The 15,578-nt window shown below is 59.7% G+C and carries 16 protein-coding genes; 12 read left to right on the top strand and 4 right to left on the bottom strand.

Translation table 11 applies throughout. The features are described from left to right. Nucleotides 1–42 precede the first annotated feature (42 nt). Both DTP52_RS06610 and DTP52_RS06605 read right to left on the bottom strand, forming a co-directional pair. Nucleotides 43–471, bottom strand: coding sequence for a DUF86 domain-containing protein (locus DTP52_RS06610; RefSeq protein WP_109752550.1), 429 nt, complete (start codon nucleotides 469–471; stop codon nucleotides 43–45). Continuing rightward, complete coding sequence (locus DTP52_RS06605; protein ID WP_109752548.1) at nucleotides 461–856, bottom strand: nucleotidyltransferase domain-containing protein; 396 nt, start codon at nucleotides 854–856, stop codon at nucleotides 461–463. The genes DTP52_RS06610 and DTP52_RS06605 overlap by 11 nt, the downstream gene beginning before the upstream one ends. A gap of 336 nt (nucleotides 857–1,192) precedes the next feature. Here DTP52_RS06605 and DTP52_RS06600 point away from each other — a divergent pair, with 336 nt between their 5' ends. The 7 genes from DTP52_RS06600 (at nucleotide 1,193) to DTP52_RS06570 (ending at nucleotide 6,794) form a co-directional block, all read left to right on the top strand. Beyond that, entirely contained in the window at nucleotides 1,193–1,831 is a 639-nt protein-coding gene (locus DTP52_RS06600; RefSeq protein WP_024617266.1) for a peroxiredoxin, read from the top strand. A gap of 306 nt (nucleotides 1,832–2,137) precedes the next feature. Next, complete coding sequence (gene ssuE / locus DTP52_RS06595) at nucleotides 2,138–2,731, top strand: NADPH-dependent FMN reductase (protein WP_063323891.1); 594 nt, start codon at nucleotides 2,138–2,140, stop codon at nucleotides 2,729–2,731. A gap of 90 nt (nucleotides 2,732–2,821) precedes the next feature. Further along, nucleotides 2,822–3,787: a sulfonate ABC transporter substrate-binding protein gene (locus DTP52_RS06590; RefSeq protein ID WP_109752546.1), complete on the top strand. Its 966-nt coding sequence runs from the start codon at nucleotides 2,822–2,824 to the stop codon at nucleotides 3,785–3,787. A gap of 24 nt (nucleotides 3,788–3,811) precedes the next feature. Next, nucleotides 3,812–4,960, top strand: a complete 1,149-nt coding sequence (gene ssuD, locus DTP52_RS06585; protein ID WP_109752544.1) for an FMNH2-dependent alkanesulfonate monooxygenase — start codon at nucleotides 3,812–3,814, stop codon at nucleotides 4,958–4,960. Between the two features lie 7 nt (nucleotides 4,961–4,967). After that, the gene (gene ssuC / locus DTP52_RS06580) at nucleotides 4,968–5,750 is read left to right on the top strand and encodes an aliphatic sulfonate ABC transporter permease SsuC (RefSeq protein ID WP_109752542.1); all 783 of its coding nucleotides are present in this window, start codon (nucleotides 4,968–4,970) and stop codon (nucleotides 5,748–5,750) included. Next, nucleotides 5,747–6,553, top strand: a complete 807-nt coding sequence (gene ssuB, locus DTP52_RS06575; protein WP_109752540.1) for an aliphatic sulfonates ABC transporter ATP-binding protein — start codon at nucleotides 5,747–5,749, stop codon at nucleotides 6,551–6,553. Before ssuC ends, ssuB begins: the two co-directional genes overlap by 4 nt. A 25-nt stretch (nucleotides 6,554–6,578) precedes the next feature. Continuing rightward, nucleotides 6,579–6,794, top strand: a complete 216-nt coding sequence (locus tag DTP52_RS06570; RefSeq protein ID WP_003177394.1) for a molybdopterin-binding protein — start codon at nucleotides 6,579–6,581, stop codon at nucleotides 6,792–6,794. Nucleotides 6,795–6,870: 76 nt separating this feature from the next. Here the strand turns inward: DTP52_RS06570 and DTP52_RS06565 are convergent, their stop codons facing one another. Both DTP52_RS06565 and DTP52_RS06560 read right to left on the bottom strand, forming a co-directional pair. Further along, nucleotides 6,871–7,503, bottom strand: a complete 633-nt coding sequence (locus tag DTP52_RS06565) for a TetR/AcrR family transcriptional regulator (protein ID WP_109752538.1) — start codon at nucleotides 7,501–7,503, stop codon at nucleotides 6,871–6,873. A 243-nt stretch (nucleotides 7,504–7,746) separates the two neighbouring features. Further along, nucleotides 7,747–9,123, bottom strand: a complete 1,377-nt coding sequence (locus tag DTP52_RS06560) for a glutamine synthetase family protein (RefSeq protein WP_109752536.1) — start codon at nucleotides 9,121–9,123, stop codon at nucleotides 7,747–7,749. Between the two features lie 278 nt (nucleotides 9,124–9,401). Between DTP52_RS06560 and DTP52_RS06555 the strand changes: the two genes are divergently transcribed. From DTP52_RS06555 to DTP52_RS06535, 5 genes are all read left to right on the top strand, one after another. Beyond that, nucleotides 9,402–10,178: a gamma-glutamyl-gamma-aminobutyrate hydrolase family protein gene (locus DTP52_RS06555; RefSeq protein ID WP_109752534.1), complete on the top strand. Its 777-nt coding sequence runs from the start codon at nucleotides 9,402–9,404 to the stop codon at nucleotides 10,176–10,178. A 40-nt stretch (nucleotides 10,179–10,218) separates the two neighbouring features. Next, entirely contained in the window at nucleotides 10,219–11,577 is a 1,359-nt protein-coding gene (locus tag DTP52_RS06550; RefSeq protein WP_109752532.1) for a glutamine synthetase family protein, read from the top strand. A gap of 58 nt (nucleotides 11,578–11,635) precedes the next feature. Next, the gene (locus tag DTP52_RS06545) at nucleotides 11,636–13,000 is read left to right on the top strand and encodes an aspartate aminotransferase family protein (protein ID WP_014340744.1); all 1,365 of its coding nucleotides are present in this window, start codon (nucleotides 11,636–11,638) and stop codon (nucleotides 12,998–13,000) included. Nucleotides 13,001–13,197: 197 nt separating this feature from the next. After that, a complete protein-coding gene (locus DTP52_RS06540; protein ID WP_109752530.1) occupies nucleotides 13,198–14,295 on the top strand; it encodes a polyamine ABC transporter substrate-binding protein in 1,098 nt (365 codons plus the stop codon). Nucleotides 14,296–14,479: 184 nt separating this feature from the next. After that, nucleotides 14,480–15,577, top strand: a complete 1,098-nt coding sequence (locus DTP52_RS06535) for a polyamine ABC transporter substrate-binding protein (protein WP_109752529.1) — start codon at nucleotides 14,480–14,482, stop codon at nucleotides 15,575–15,577. Nucleotide 15,578: the final 1 nt, after the last annotated feature.

The raw sequence follows: 15,578 nt of genomic DNA, 5'->3' as shown, positions 1-15,578 counted from the left end.
GCGGGGCTTTTGCGTTTTTGGCTCAACGAGCCGGAGCTCGCTTTATACCTTGGACTCCAGCGCGTCCTTACGCAGAATGAATGCGCTGAACGCTAGAAAATCATCCAGATGTCCGGTGATGATCGCGACCATGATCGGCAGTTGCAGGGCTTGGTAGTCATGCACGGCGATATTCCTGAAACCCACCATGTTCTTCAGGTTTTTCACCAGACCCTCTTGCATCCAGCCCCCTTGGAAAAGCAACTCGAATGTATCGCGGGCACTTTGCGGGACACCCAGTCGTTCACGGCGAATCAAATGCTGTCCCATATCCAGTGCCGCTTCACACGCACGCTGAATGTTCAGGACTGCCGAATCCTGGCGAGTGAAGTCGGTGGCAAACGTAGCGGGATCCTTCTCGTATTCCTCCCGTACCCTGGCGACGCAACGTTCGATACTGGCGGCTTTATTGATCAGTACGTCATCGGCCATACACGCTGCCTTCTTCCTGAATATCCTTGAGCAATCCCGCCCGAGCTTCATCGAGAGCGGTTTTTTCGCTGAGAATGAAACACTCGAACAATCCCGCCTGTACGTCTCTGGCCCAGAGTCTCTGGCCTCGGGTCACGATCTGGTATTGCATGACGGTCGTTGCCGCGCGTAGATCGATCAGATCCACCGGACTGCCGGCGATATCCGCCAAATCACCTGAAAGTTGCCATAACGACACAGGATCAACTTCGCCGGACAAGAGCACAGCCAAATCGACATCACTGTCAGGCCCAGCGGTGCCCTGTGCATGGCTACCGAACAGGTAAACCGCCAGCAGTCCAGGGAGATGGTTTTGCAGATGAGTCAGCAAGGCTTGAGTGTTCATCCTGCCTATCCTAGCCGCTCGTCCTGAAATCGCCTCAATAATTTCCGTAGTGTGGGTACAAAACAAAAAAAGCCCCGCCCGGCAACAAGCCGGGCGGGGCTTTTACGTTTTCGAGTCGGGCCCACCCCTGTAGCCTTCCTCGAAACTTCTCCTCTTTCAGCAACTCGAGGCCTTCTCGAAACCTCGGAATCGATCTTGGGCCGGTATGCGGAATGGTGCCAGTGAACAGTTTTTTATATTCACTAAAGATCTAGATAAATGGATATTTATTCTTTTTAAAGCAATCAAAACCGGTGCAAAGTTGGGCTCACAACAACCTCATCCAGGAGCCGCACCATGAGCCTCAGACTTGGCGACATCGCCCCCGACTTCGAACAGGATTCCAGCGCCGGCAAGATTCGCTTCCACGAATGGCTCGGCGACAGCTGGGGTGTGCTGTTTTCCCACCCGGCGGACTTCACGCCGGTATGCACCACCGAGCTGGGCCTGACCGCCAAGCTCAAGGACGAATTCGCCCAGCGCGGGGTCAAGGCCATTGCTCTTTCGGTGGACCCGGTGGACTCGCACCACAAGTGGATCGAGGACATTAACGAGACCCAGAACGCCGTGGTCAATTTTCCGATCCTGGCTGATGCCGACCGCAAGGTGTCGGACCTGTACGACTTGATCCACCCCAACGCCAGCGACACCTTGACCGTGCGTTCACTGTTCGTGATCGATCCGAACAAGAAGATTCGCCTGACCATCACCTACCCGGCCAGCACCGGGCGCAATTTCAACGAAATCCTGCGCGTGATCGATTCCCTGCAACTGACCGATAACTACAAAGTCGCCACCCCGGCCAACTGGCAGGACGGTGATGAAGTGGTGATCGTGCCGTCGCTCAAGGATGAAGAGGAACTCAAGCAGCGCTTTCCCAAGGGCTACCGCGCCGTGAAGCCCTACCTGCGCCTCACCCCGCAGCCCAATCGCTGACGCAAAACCTGAACCTGTGGGAGCGAGCCTGCTCGCGATAGTGGTCTATCAGTCGACATCGCTGCTGGCAGATCCGACGCCATCGCGAGCAGGCTCGCTCCCACAAAGGGATTTCTGTGCACCAAGGGTTTTGGCCGTTCCGACGGCCTTTTTTAATGCCTTGAATAAGGCAATTTATATATCTCCATATCGAATAACCAAATGAATAAATATGATTTAAAGATATATGAATCCCCTGTTATGGTTTGACCCATGCAGCGAGATCGCCCGCCGCGAATCGCACGTGACAGTTAAGGAATGGTAGGCATGTTGGTCGTCTCACTTGGTGGCAGTCCCAGCCAACGCTCCCGCTCCGGGGTGCTGCTGGAGCGCTCGCAACGCTGGTTGCAGCAGCAAGGTGTGGAGGTGGTGAGCTATCAGGTGCGCGATTTCCCGGCCGAAGATCTGCTTCATGCCCGTTTCGATAGCCCGAAGGTGGTCGATCTGCTCCAGCAAATCGAAAATGCCGACGGCCTGTTGATCGCCACGCCGGTGTACAAGGCGTCTTTTTCCGGTGCGCTGAAGACCGTGCTGGACTTGCTGCCTGAGCGCGCCCTGGCCCATAAAGTGGTGTTGCCGATGGCAACCGGCGGCAGCATCGCCCACATGCTGGCGGTGGATTACGCCCTCAAGCCAGTGTTGTCGGCGCTCAAGGCCCAGGAAATGCTCCACGGGATCTTTGCCGAAGACAGCCAGATCGCTTATGGCGAAGGCAGCGCCCAGGCGCAGTTGGCGCCGGCCCTGCAACAGCGCCTGGACGAAGCGCTGGAACAGTTTTTCAGCGCCATGGCCCGTCGGCCCAGGCCGCTGGACCCCAGTGTATTGAACGAACGTTTGTTGAGTGCTCGCTGGAGCATTTGAACCCGGAACACCACTGATTCACTCACCTTACTCAGCCGCCAACGGCCAAGCAGGTGCAGCCAAAACCCCACAGCAAAAAGGAGAGGCGCCATGCGCACTGTCATTTTGCGTCGCGGGCTGGTCGCTCTGTTTGCTGCGGCTGTGTCCCTCGGCGTCATCACCCAAGCCCAAGCCGAAACCTTGCGGATCGGTTATCAGAAGTACGGCACCCTGGTGCTGCTCAAGGCCAAGGGCTCATTGGAAAAACGTCTCGCCGCCCAAGGCGTGGATGTGCAATGGACTGAATTCCCCGGCGGTCCGCAGCTGCTGGAAGGCTTGAACGTCGGTTCCATCGACTTCGGCGTGACCGGTGAAACCCCGCCGGTATTTGCCCAAGCCGCAGGCGCTGATCTGCTCTACGTCGCCTACGAACCGCCAGCGCCTACCAGCGAGGCGATCCTGGTGCCCAAGGGGTCGGCGATCCAGTCGGTGCAAGACCTCAAGGGCAAGAAAGTCGCGTTGAACAAAGGCTCCAACGTCCACTACCTGTTAGTGCGGGCGCTGGAGGATGCCGGCCTCAAGTATTCCGACATCCAGACCGTTTTCCTGCCGCCGGCCGACGCCCGCGCCGCATTCGAACGTGGCAGCGTGGACGCCTGGGTGATCTGGGATCCGTACCAGGCTGCCGCTGAACAACAGTTGCAGGCACGCACCCTGCGTGATGGCAAAGGCATCGTCGATAACCACCAGTTCTATCTCGCCACCAAACCCTATGCGCAAAAAAATCCCCAGGTCATCACGACGCTGGTGGAAGAAGTGCGCGCAGTGGGGGAGTGGTCCAAGGCCAACCCTGAAGACGTGACCAAGCAGGTATCGCCACTGCTCGGCCTACCGGCGGACATCACCCTGACGTCGGTGAAACGCCAAGGCTATGGGGCGTTGTTCCTCACGCCGGAAGTGGTGGCGGCGCAGCAGAAAATCGCCGACAGCTTCTACCAGCTCAAATTGATTCCCAAGCCCTTGAGCATCAAGGACGTGATCTGGACGCCGCCGGCGGCCGTTGCGAAAGCGCAGTAATTCGATTCCTTAGGAGACCACTCCATGAGCCTCAATATTTTCTGGTTCCTGCCTACCCACGGCGACGGCCATTACCTTGGCACCGCTGAAGGCGCCCGCGCCGTCGATCACGGCTACCTGCAGCAGGTCGCCCAGGCGGCGGATCGACTGGGTTTCGGCGGCGTGCTGATTCCCACCGGGCGTTCCTGCGAGGATTCCTGGCTGGTGGCCGCTTCGTTGATTCCGGTGACCCAGCGCCTGAAGTTCCTCGTTGCCCTGCGCCCCGGGATCATTTCCCCGACGGTGGCGGCGCGCCAGGCCGCGACCCTCGACCGGCTGTCCGGCGGACGTGCGCTGTTCAACCTGGTGACTGGCGGCGACCCGGACGAACTGGCTGGCGACGGCTTGTTCCTGGACCACGAGCAACGCTACCAGGCGTCAGTGGAATTCACCCGCATCTGGCGCCGGGTGCTGGAAGGCGAGACTGTGGATTATGACGGTGAGCACATCAGCGTGAAGGGCGCCAAGCTGCTCTATCCGCCGATCCAGCAACCGCGTCCGCCGTTGTATTTCGGCGGCTCGTCGGAAGCTGCCCAGGACCTGGCCGCCGAACAGGTGGAAATGGTGCTGACCTGGGGCGAGCCACCCGCAGCCGTCGCGCAAAAGATCGAACAAGTGCGGGCCAAGGCCGCGAAGCTCGGCCGTACCGTACGCTTCGGCATCCGTCTGCATGTGATCGTGCGGGAAACCAACGCCGAAGCCTGGCAAGCGGCCGACCGGCTGATCTCTCACCTGGACGACGACACCATCGCCCGCGCCCAGGCCTCCCTGGCGCGCTTCGATTCGGTGGGCCAGCAACGCATGGCCGCCTTGCATGGTGGCAGTCGCGACAAGCTGGAAGTCAGTCCCAACCTCTGGGCCGGTGTCGGCCTGGTGCGCGGCGGTGCCGGAACGGCGTTGGTGGGTGATGGCCCGACCGTGGCGGCGCGGGTCAAGGAATACGCCGACCTTGGCATCGATACCTTCATCTTCTCCGGTTATCCACACCTGGAAGAGTCCTATCGCGTGGCGGAACTGTTGTTCCCGCACCTGGACGTGGAGCGCCCGGAGTTGCCGAAGAGCCAGGGCTATGTGAGCCCGTTCGGTGAAATGGTCGCCAACGATATTCTTCCCAAAGCCGCGTCCCAGAGCTGAGGCGGCCATGAAGAAAATTATCCACAATCTCGCGCCCTGGGCGGTGCCGCTGCTATTGCTGGCGGTTTGGCAACTGTCGGTGTCGGCGGGTTGGTTATCCACGCGGATCCTGCCGGCACCCGTGGCGGTGATCGAAGCTGGGGTGAACCTGGTGCGCAGTGGCGAAATCTGGACGCACCTGGCCATCAGCGGCTGGCGGGCCGCGGTCGGTTTCCTGATTGGCGGCGGCATCGGCCTTACCCTGGGCTTTATCACCGGCTTGTCGAAATGGGGCGAACGCTTGCTGGACAGCTCCGTGCAAATGGTCCGGAACGTCCCGCACCTGGCGCTGATTCCGCTGGTGATCCTGTGGTTCGGCATCGATGAGTCGGCGAAGATTTTCCTGGTGGCGCTGGGCACGCTGTTTCCCATCTACCTCAACACCTATCACGGGATTCGCAACGTCGATCCGGCGCTGGTGGAAATGTCCCGCAGCTATGGCTTGTCCGGCTTCAGCCTGTTTCGCCAAGTGATCCTGCCGGGCGCCTTGCCTTCGATCCTGGTGGGCGTGCGGTTTGCCCTGGGCTTCATGTGGCTGACGCTGATCGTGGCGGAAACCATCTCGGCCAGTTCCGGTATTGGTTATCTGGCGATGAATGCCCGGGAGTTCCTGCAGACCGATGTGGTAGTGCTGGCGATTCTCCTGTACGCCGTGCTGGGCAAATTGGCCGATCTTGCCGCCCGCGGGCTTGAGCGAGTCTGGCTGCGCTGGCATCCGGCGTATCAAGTGAACAAGGGAGGTGCCGCATGACCGCCCAACAACCTCCGCGCCTGCTGCGAGGCATTCCGCTGGCGGTGCGCAAGCTGCAAAAAACCTTCGGCTCGCGCCAAGTGCTGCGTGACATCGACCTGCATATCCCGGCCGGGCAGTTCGTGGCCGTGGTTGGTCGCAGTGGCTGTGGCAAAAGTACTTTGCTGCGCTTGCTGGCCGGCCTCGATCAACCCACCGACGGCCAATTGCTGGCGGGTTCGGCACCGTTGAGTGCCGCGCAACAGGACACGCGGTTGATGTTCCAGGAAGCGCGATTGCTGCCCTGGAAAAAAATCATCGATAACGTCGGCCTCGGGCTAAAGGGCAACTGGCGTCCCCAAGCGTTGCAAGCACTGGAAGCGGTGGGTTTGGCCGACCGCGCCCATGAGTGGCCGGCGGCGCTTTCCGGCGGACAGAAACAGCGGGTGGCCCTGGCCCGTGCGCTGATTCATCAGCCACGCCTGTTGCTGCTCGACGAACCCTTGGGGGCGCTGGACGCCCTGACCCGTATCGAAATGCAGCAACTGATCGAAAACCTCTGGCAGCAGCATGGCTTCACCGTGTTGCTGGTGACCCACGACGTCAGCGAGGCGGTGGCGATTGCCGACCGGGTGGTCCTGATCGAGGACGGCCAGATCGGCCTCGACCTGGCTATCGACCTGCCACGCCCACGGGTTCGCGGCTCTCATCGCCTGGCGAGCCTGGAAACCGAAGTCCTCAACCGAGTGCTGTCCTTGCCCGGCCAACCGCCGGAACCCGAACCCGTTTCACCCTTGCCCACGCAACTGCGTTGGGCGCAATAACTTCATCCAGACAGGAATCGACACCATGACTATTAAAGCCATCAACGTACGCAACCAGTTCAAAGGCACCATCAAGGAAATCGTCGAAGGCGACGTGCTGTCGGAAATCGATGTGCAGACCGCTTCGGGCATCGTCACTTCGGTCATCACCACACGCTCGGTCAAAGAGCTGGAGCTGGCGATCGGCAGCGAAGTGATCGCCTTCGTCAAATCCACCGAGGTGTCTATCGCCAAGTTGTGAGCGATGCTCCACCCACAGCCCCGGACGGCGTGAGCCCTTCGGGGCTTTTTCGTTCCCGCGCTCTGGGTGGGAACGATCAATCAGGGCGCTTGGGCAAATACGGTGGCAGATACAGCCCCAGGTACGCATCGAACACCCGCATGCCTTCTTCGGCCATGCGCGGGGTGATCTGGCCGTGTTGTTGTACCGAGCGCGCATAGACACGGTCGCCCAGCTCCATGGCCAGGGCGAACACGTCGACGTCGCCGGGCAGGCTTGGCAGCTCGAAATGGTGGTCGAAAACCTTATGCATCAGGGCGCCCAGTTCGAGGTCATGCTGACGGTCGGCCTGGGTGACTTCGGTCAGGCCATGCTGGGTCAGGATCAATTGGCGGGCGGCGGCGTCCTGGCTGTAGATGGTCAGCACGCGCTGCTCCACCAGCCGTGACAGGTCGTGCCAATGGTTCAGCGCGGCATGGTCGATCGGTGCTTGCAGGCAGGCGCGAAAGGCGGCGTGGACGTCGGCGGTCAGGGCTTCGAGCAGGGCCGGGACGCTGGCGAAGAAGTGGTACACGGAAGAGGGCGGGATCCCGGCGCGCTCGGCGACGCTGTAGATCGACAGGCTGGCCACGCCTTCGGCGGCAAGCAGCGCACGGGCGGCATCCAGAATGGTGTCGATCCGGGCCTGGCTGCGTGCGCGGGGTTTGCGGGGTGTGGCGATGCGTGTCATGAAGCTCTCCTGCGGGGCTGCCGGGCATTGTACGAGTCGATTTCTGTGTTGTCTGCCGAGCCCTCATCGCGGGCAAGCCTTGCTCCCATAGAGCAATACATTGTGAATCAGGTCAAATGATCACAAAGAACCCCTGTGGGAGCTGAGCTTGCTCGCGATCCGCCGAAGGCGGCCATTCACCCAAATACATAAAAAAACGCCGCAGGCCATAAGGCCTGCGGCGTTTCTTTTTACCGCAACCGCTTACACGGTATGCAGGTACCAGTTGTACTCAAGGTCGGAGATGGAGTGTTCGAACTCCTCCAGCTCACTCTCCTTGCAGGCCACGAAGATATCGATGTATTTCGGGTCGATGTACTTGGCCATGACTTCGCTGTCGTCCAGCTCGCGCAGGGCATCGCGCAAGTTGTTCGGCAGGCTTTGCTCGTTCTGCTCGTAGCTGTTGCCTTCCACCGGCGCACCGGGCTCGATCTTGTTGACCAGGCCGTGATGCACGCCCGCCAACACGGAGGCCATCAGCAGGTACGGGTTGGCGTCGGCGCCGGCAACGCGATGTTCCAGGCGCACGGCATCGGCCGAGCCGGTAGGAACGCGCAAGGCCACGGTGCGGTTGTCCAGGCCCCAGGTCGGCGAGTTCGGCACGTAGAACTGTGCGCCGAAACGACGGTAGGAGTTGACATTCGGGCAGAGGAAAGCCATCTGCGCGGGCAGGGTCTCGAGCACACCGCCGATCGCGTGACGCAGTGCGGCGTTCTGCTCGGGATCCTCGCTGGCAAAAATATTCTTGCCCTCTTTATCCAGGATCGAAATGTGGACGTGCAGACCATTGCCCGCCTGGCCCGGATACGGCTTGGCCATGAAGGTGGTGTCCATTTCATGGTCGTAGGCGATGTTCTTGATCAGGCGCTTGAGCAGGACCGCGTAGTCGCAGGCCTTGATCGGGTCGGCCACGTGGTGCAGGTTCACTTCGAACTGCGCCGGGGCACTTTCCTTGACGATGGCGTCGGCGGGAATGCCTTGCTCCTTGGCCCCTTCCAGAATGTCCTGGAGGCAATCGACGTATTCGTCGAGGTCATCGATCAGGTAGACCTGTGTCGAGTGCGGGCGTTTGCCGGAGATCGGCGAGCGGGGCGGTTGTGGGCGTCCATTCACGTTCTCCTGGTCGATCAGGTAGAACTCCAGCTCGAATGCGGCGCAGATGGTCAGGCCCAGTTCATCGAACTTGGTCACGACCTGGCGCAGGACTTCACGCGGGTCGGCGAAGAAAGGCTCGCCTTCGAGTTCGTGCATGGTCATCAACAGTTGCGCGGTGGGGCGCTTCTGCCAAGGCTCGTTGCACAGGGTGTCAGGGATTGGATAGCAGATTCGGTCAGCATCGCCGATGTCCAGGCCCAGGCCGGTGCTTTCCACCGTAGAGCCATTGATATCCAGGGCAAATAAGGAGGCCGGCAGGTTGATGCCTTTCTCGTAAACCTTGTGGAGGCTGGTGCGTTCTATGCGCTTGCCGCGCACCACACCATTCATATCCGCAATCAGAAGGTCAACGTACAGAACCTCAGGATGTTCCTTAAGGAACGCGTTCGCTTCGTTAAGCTGAACGGCACGCGGGGGTACCGACATGATGCAACACCTTTGTTGTTAAAAATATCAATCATTGATCTCTTCGAAACCCAGTCAACCCGAACGGCATGCCGAAGTCAAGCAGGGCCTTTTTTGCCCTAAAAAAGCACCTGTGGGGCTTTTTTGAGGCAATTTAGGGCGTTTTTTCCCCTTTGTCGGGCTTGGCGCCCGCAGGCTTGAGCGGGCCGTGTTGTATTTTTTACGGGGGTGTTGTGTAAAAAAATGAACAAGGCTAAGCTCGATTCAAACCCATAACAGCAATAATACCGGGGTGCTTCATGTCTCGCCTGCCGTTAATCGGCGTCACCACCTGCTCCAGGCAGATTGGTCTGCATGCGTATCACATCAGTGGCGATAAATATTCCCGGGCTGTCGCGACAGCCGCCAAGGGCTTGCCAGCGCTGATTCCGTCCCTGGCGGATCTGTTCACGCCGTCCGATATTCTGGACGCCCTGGACGGCATTCTTTTTACCGGCTCTCCTTCTAATGTAGAACCTTTTCATTATCAGGGCCCCGCCAGCGCGCCGGGCACTGCTCATGATCCTGCACGGGATGCCACCACCTTGCCGCTGATCCGCACCGCTGTCGCTGCCGGCATTCCGGTGCTGGGCATCTGCCGTGGGTTCCAGGAGATGAACGTAGCCTTTGGCGGCAGCCTGCATCAGAAAGTTCATGAAGTCGGAACCTTCATCGATCATCGTGAAGACGACACTCAAGCGGTGGATGTCCAATACGGTCCTGCCCACGCCGTGCATATCCAGCCCGGCGGTGTACTGGCAGGCCTGGGTCTGCCCCAACTGATAGAGGTCAACTCGATCCACAGCCAGGGCATCGAGCGGCTGGCGCCCGGGTTACGGGCCGAAGCGGTGGCGCCCGATGGCCTGATCGAGGCTGTTTCGGTGCCAGGAGGCAAGGCTTTTGCTTTAGGTGTGCAATGGCACCCTGAATGGGAGGTAAGCTCTAACCCGCACTACCTTGCGATTTTCCAGGCATTTGGCGATGCCTGCCGAGCAAGGGCAACACAACGCGACGCCGATGCGTCAAACAACGCCTGACGACTAATAGCAGTCAGGAAACTCACGCCTAGAGGCATTTATGAGTAACAACCTCGACCAGCTCACCGATTGGTTGAAAGACCATAAGATCACAGAAGTCGAATGCATGATTGGCGACCTGACCGGTATCACCCGGGGCAAGATCTCGCCGACCAACAAGTTCATCGCCGAGAAAGGCATGCGCCTGCCCGAGAGCGTTCTGCTCCAGACCGTTACGGGCGACTATGTCGAAGACGACATCTATTACGAACTGCTCGACCCAGCCGACATCGACATGATCTGTCGCCCGGACGAGAACGCAGTGTTCCTTGTGCCCTGGGCCATCGAGCCCACCGCCCAGGTCATTCACGACGCCTACGACAAGCAGGGCAATCCCATCGAGCTGTCGCCGCGCAACGTGCTCAAGAAGGTGCTCAAGCTCTACGCCGACAAGGGTTGGCAGCCGATCGTCGCGCCGGAAATGGAGTTCTACCTGACCAAGCGCAGCGACGACCCGGACTTTCCGCTGCAACCGCCCATTGGCCGTTCCGGCCGCCCGGAAACCGGTCGTCAGTCTTTCTCGATCGAAGCGGCCAACGAATTCGACCCGCTGTTCGAAGACGTCTATGACTGGTGCGAATTGCAGGAGCTGGACCTCGATACCTTGATCCACGAGGACGGTACGGCGCAGATGGAAATCAACTTCCGTCATGGCGATGCCCTGTCCCTGGCCGACCAGATCCTGGTGTTCAAGCGCACCATGCGCGAGGCGGCGCTCAAGCATGACGTGGCGGCCACCTTCATGGCCAAGCCCATGACCGGCGAGCCGGGCAGCGCGATGCACTTGCACCAGAGCATCATCGACAAGGAAACCGGCAAGAACGTCTTCTCCAATGACGACGGGACCATGAGCGATCTGTTCCTGCACCACATCGGTGGCCTGCAGAAGTTCATTCCCGAGCTGTTGCCGCTGTTCGCCCCCAACGTCAACTCGTTCCGCCGCTTCCTGCCCGACACCTCGGCACCGGTGAACGTGGAGTGGGGCGAAGAGAACCGCACCGTGGGCCTGCGCGTGCCGGATGCCGGGCCGCAGAACCGTCGGGTGGAAAACCGCTTGCCGGGCGCCGATGCCAACCCGTACCTGGCGATTGCCGCCAGCCTGCTGTGTGGCTTCATCGGCATGGTCGAAGGCATCAACCCGAGCGCGCCGGTGGTGGGCCGAGGCTACGAACGCCGCAACCTGCGTTTGCCGCTGACCATCGAAGACGCTCTGGAACGCATGGAAAACAGCACCACCATCGAGAAATACCTGGGCAAGAAATTCATCACAGGCTACGTCGCGGTCAAGCGGGCCGAGCATGAAAACTTCAAGCGCGTGATCAGTTCGTGGGAGCGGGAATTCCTGCTCTTTGCCGTCTGAAGCGCCGGGCGGAGCTGCCTGAGGCAGCTTCGCCCCCACCGATAACAGGAGAATTGGCATGACCCGCAATAACCCGCAAACCCGTGAATGGCAGGCCCTGAGCAACGATCACCACCTGGCGCCGTTCAGCGACTTCAAGCAGCTCAAAGAGAAAGGCCCGCGCATCATCACTCACGCCAAAGGCGTGTATCTCTGGGACAGTGAAGGCAACAAGATCCTCGACGGCATGGCCGGGCTCTGGTGCGTGGCCGTCGGTTACGGTCGCGAAGAACTGGCCGATGCCGCCAGCCAGCAGATGCGCGAGCTGCCGTACTACAACCTGTTCTTCCAGACCGCTCACCCGCCGGTGCTGGAATTGTCCAAAGCCATCGCCGACATCGCCCCTGAAGGCATGAATCACGTGTTCTTCACCGGCTCCGGCTCCGAAGGCAACGACACCATGCTACGGATGGTCCGCCACTATTGGGCAATCAAGGGCCAGCCGAACAAAAAAGTCATCATCAGCCGCAAGAACGGTTATCACGGCTCGACCGTGGCCGGCGCGAGCCTGGGCGGCATGACCTATATGCACGAACAGGGCGACCTGCCGATCCCGGGCATTGTCCACATCGCCCAACCCTACTGGTTCGGTGAAGGCGGCGACATGAGCCCCGAAGAGTTCGGCGTCTGGGCGGCCAACCAGTTGGAAGAAAAGATCCTGGAGATCGGCGTGGACAACGTCGGTGCCTTCATCGCCGAGCCGATCCAGGGTGCCGGCGGCGTGATCGTGCCGCCCGACAGCTACTGGCCGCGCATGAAGGAAATCCTCGCCAAGTACGACATCCTGTTCGTGGCCGACGAAGTGATCTGCGGGTTCGGCCGTACCGGTGAGTGGTTCGGTACCGATCACTACGGGTTGAAACCGCACATGATGACCATCGCCAAGGGCCTGACCTCCGGCTATATCCCCATGGGCGGCCTGATCGTGCGCGACGACGTGGTCGCGGTGCTCAACGAAGGCGGTGACTTCAACCACGGGTTTACCTATTCCGGTCACCCGGTGGCCGCTGCGGTGGCCTTGGAAAATATCCGCATCCTGCGCGACGAAAAGATCATCGAGCGTGTCCATGCTGAAACGGCACCCTATTTGCAGAAGCGTTTGCGGGAGCTGAACGATCATCCGCTGGTGGGTGAAGTGCGCGGGGTCGGTTTGCTGGGTGCGATCGAACTGGTCCAGGACAAGGCCACGCGCAAGCGCTACGAAGGCAAGGGCGTGGGCATGATCTGCCGGCAGTTCTGTTTCGATAACGGGCTGATCATGCGCGCGGTGGGTGACACCATGATCATTGCGCCGCCACTGGTAATCAGCAAGGCCGAGATCGATGAGTTGGTGACCAAGGCGCGGCAATGCCTGGACCTGACGCTCAGTGCGTTGCAAGGCTAAGTGCTAGGCTCTGAGCGAGGTGCCTGCAAGGGCCTCGCCCGGCGTGAACAAAAGGCCGGGCTTGTGTTGAAAGCCTGCCCTGTAACTTGCCAGACTACCGCCTGTTCAAGTTGCCAGAGAGTCGGCTACTGAACTGTGGCTAAGAAGAATAACTGGAGCACTTTTTCATGAAGGCATTAGGCATGAAGACATTAGGTATGAAGATAGCTGGCAAGACCCTCCTCGCCATGTCCCTGATGGGCGTGATGGCGGGTGCCGTTCAGGCGGACGATAAAGTGCTGCACGTCTACAACTGGTCCGACTACATCGCGCCGGACACTGTTGCCAAGTTCGAGAAAGAAACGGGGATCAAAGTTGTCTACGACGTGTTCGATAGCAACGAAACCCTGGAAGCCAAGTTGCTGGCCGGCAAGTCCGGTTATGACATCGTGGTGCCGTCGAACAACTTCCTGGCCAAGCAGATCAAGGCCGGTGTCTACCGGGAGCTGGACAAGTCCAAGCTGCCGAACTGGAAGAACCTGGACACCGACCTGCTCAAGGCTGTCGGCGATGCCAGCGACCAGGGCAACAAACATGCCTTCCCTTACATGTGGGGCACCATCGGCATCGGTTACAACCCCGAGAAGGTCAAGGCCGCATTGGGCGTGGACAAGATCGATTCCTGGGACACCCTGCTCAAGCCGGAGAACATCGCCAAGCTCAAGAGCTGCGGCGTGAGCTTCCTCGATTCGCCAACCGAAATGATTCCGGTGGCCCTGCATTACCTTGGCTACCCGACCGACACCCAGGACAAGAAGCAACTGGCCGAGGCCGAAGCGCTGTTCCTCAAGTTGCGTCCATCGATCGGTTACTTCCACTCGTCCAAATACATTTCCGACCTGGCCAACGGCAACATCTGCGTAGCCGTGGGCTACTCGGGTGATATCGAGCAATCCAAGAGCCGTGCTGCCGAGGCTGGCGGCAAAGTGAAAGTGGCCTATACCATTCCCAAGGAAGGTGCCGGTTCGTTCTACGACATGGTCGCCATTCCCAAGGATGCCGAGAATGTCGAAGCCGCCTATAAATGGATGAACTTCATCATGCAGCCGGAAATCATGGCGGAGATCACCGACAACGTGCGCTTCCCTAACGGCAACAAGGCTGCCACCGCTTTGGTGGACAAGGAAATCTCCGGTGACCCGAGCATTTATCCATCGGATGAAGTGAAGGCCAAGCTGTATGCCATCAGCGATCTGCCGTCCGCGACCCAGCGGATCCTGACCCGCAGCTGGACCAAGATCAAATCCGGTAAGTAAGCCGGCCGGAAGCATCTTCCTGTTGTCGCTGTCATCGCGGCGGCGGCAACAGGAGCAATTAAATAACTAAAAGTTTTGCTGGATCGGTTTATCGAGGGTAAGTTGCGCGCCGGTTTTGTTGCAGGGCCTCTCTTGGCCAAGTGACGGGGGCAACTTGGGCCCAACTATTTAAGAGGACCTCCACGTGCCAGTCTTTTCTTTGTTACGCAACGCCTTGCTGGCCGGTGCCGGCCTGACGCTCGCCGTCAGCGTCCAGGCTGCCTCCACCGTGCATATTTATAATTGGTCGGACTACATCGGCGAGACCACCCTGGCGGATTTCGAAAAAGCCACTGGCATCAAGCCGGTGTATGACGTGTTCGACTCCAACGAAACCCTGGAAGGCAAGTTGTTGGCCGGGCGTACCGGGTACGACGTGGTCGTGCCGTCCAACCACTTCCTGGGCAAGCAGATCAAGGCCGGGGCGTTCCAGAAGCTCGACAAGGCGCAGTTGCCCAACTACGCCAACCTCGACCCTGCGCTGCTCAAGCGCCTGGAAAAGAACGACCCGGGCAACCAGTACGCCGTGCCTTACCTGTGGGGCACCAACGGCATTGGCTACAACGTCGAGAAAATCAAGGCAGTCCTGGGCGTCGAGAAGATCGACTCGTGGGCCATGCTGTTCGAGCCGGAAAACATCAAGAAGCTGTCCAGCTGCGGCGTTTCGTTCCTCGATTCGGGCGACGAGATGATCCCGGCGATGCTCAACTACCTGGGCCTGAACCCCAACAGCGAAGACCCTGAAGACTACAAGAAGGCCGAGGCCCAGCTCCTCAAGATCCGGCCTTACGTGACTTACTTCAATTCCTCCAAGTACATCTCCGATCTGGCCAACGGCGAGATCTGCGTGGCCGCCGGCTTCTCCGGCGACATCTTCCAGGCCCGCGCCCGCGCCAGCGAGGCCGGCAAAGGCGTCGAAATCGCCTACGTGATCCCCAAGGAAGGCGGCAACCTCTGGTTCGACATGCTGGCGATCCCGCGTGATGCCACCAACGTCAAGCAGGCCCATGCCTTCATCAATTATGTGCTCAAGCCTGAGGTGATCGCCCAGGTCAGCGACACCGTCGGTTATGCCAATCCAAACCCGAAGGCTGGCGAGCTGATGGACCAGAAAGTACGCACCGATGAAGCGGTTTATCCACCGCAAGCGGTCGTCGACAAGCTCTACGTCAACTCCGAGTTGCCGCCCAAGATCCAACGACTCATGACCCGCAGCTGGACCAAGGTCAAGTCGGGTAAATAAC

This window comes from Pseudomonas sp. 43mfcvi1.1, assembly GCF_900115935.1.
Lineage (GTDB): Bacteria > Pseudomonadota > Gammaproteobacteria > Pseudomonadales > Pseudomonadaceae > Aquipseudomonas > Aquipseudomonas bijieensis.
The sequence above is the reverse complement of the archived record's forward strand: the minus strand, read 5'-3'. Positions and strand labels throughout refer to the sequence as shown.

Bases quoted from the DNA above. Each gene is read 5' to 3' on its own strand.
- DTP52_RS06610 (WP_109752550.1), bottom strand. From the start codon at position 471: ATGGCCGATGACGTACTGATCAATAAAGCCGCCAGTATCGAACGTTGC.
- DTP52_RS06605 (WP_109752548.1), bottom strand. From the start codon at position 856: ATGAACACTCAAGCCTTGCTGACTCATCTGCAAAACCATCTCCCTGGA.
- DTP52_RS06600 (WP_024617266.1), top strand. From the start codon at position 1,193: ATGAGCCTCAGACTTGGCGACATCGCCCCCGACTTCGAACAGGATTCC.
- ssuE (WP_063323891.1), top strand. From the start codon at position 2,138: ATGTTGGTCGTCTCACTTGGTGGCAGTCCCAGCCAACGCTCCCGCTCC.
- DTP52_RS06590 (WP_109752546.1), top strand. From the start codon at position 2,822: ATGCGCACTGTCATTTTGCGTCGCGGGCTGGTCGCTCTGTTTGCTGCG.
- ssuD (WP_109752544.1), top strand. From the start codon at position 3,812: ATGAGCCTCAATATTTTCTGGTTCCTGCCTACCCACGGCGACGGCCAT.
- ssuC (WP_109752542.1), top strand. From the start codon at position 4,968: ATGAAGAAAATTATCCACAATCTCGCGCCCTGGGCGGTGCCGCTGCTA.
- ssuB (WP_109752540.1), top strand. From the start codon at position 5,747: ATGACCGCCCAACAACCTCCGCGCCTGCTGCGAGGCATTCCGCTGGCG.
- DTP52_RS06570 (WP_003177394.1), top strand. From the start codon at position 6,579: ATGACTATTAAAGCCATCAACGTACGCAACCAGTTCAAAGGCACCATC.
- DTP52_RS06565 (WP_109752538.1), bottom strand. From the start codon at position 7,503: ATGACACGCATCGCCACACCCCGCAAACCCCGCGCACGCAGCCAGGCC.
- DTP52_RS06560 (WP_109752536.1), bottom strand. From the start codon at position 9,123: ATGTCGGTACCCCCGCGTGCCGTTCAGCTTAACGAAGCGAACGCGTTC.
- DTP52_RS06555 (WP_109752534.1), top strand. From the start codon at position 9,402: ATGTCTCGCCTGCCGTTAATCGGCGTCACCACCTGCTCCAGGCAGATT.
- DTP52_RS06550 (WP_109752532.1), top strand. From the start codon at position 10,219: ATGAGTAACAACCTCGACCAGCTCACCGATTGGTTGAAAGACCATAAG.
- DTP52_RS06545 (WP_014340744.1), top strand. From the start codon at position 11,636: ATGACCCGCAATAACCCGCAAACCCGTGAATGGCAGGCCCTGAGCAAC.
- DTP52_RS06540 (WP_109752530.1), top strand. From the start codon at position 13,198: ATGAAGATAGCTGGCAAGACCCTCCTCGCCATGTCCCTGATGGGCGTG.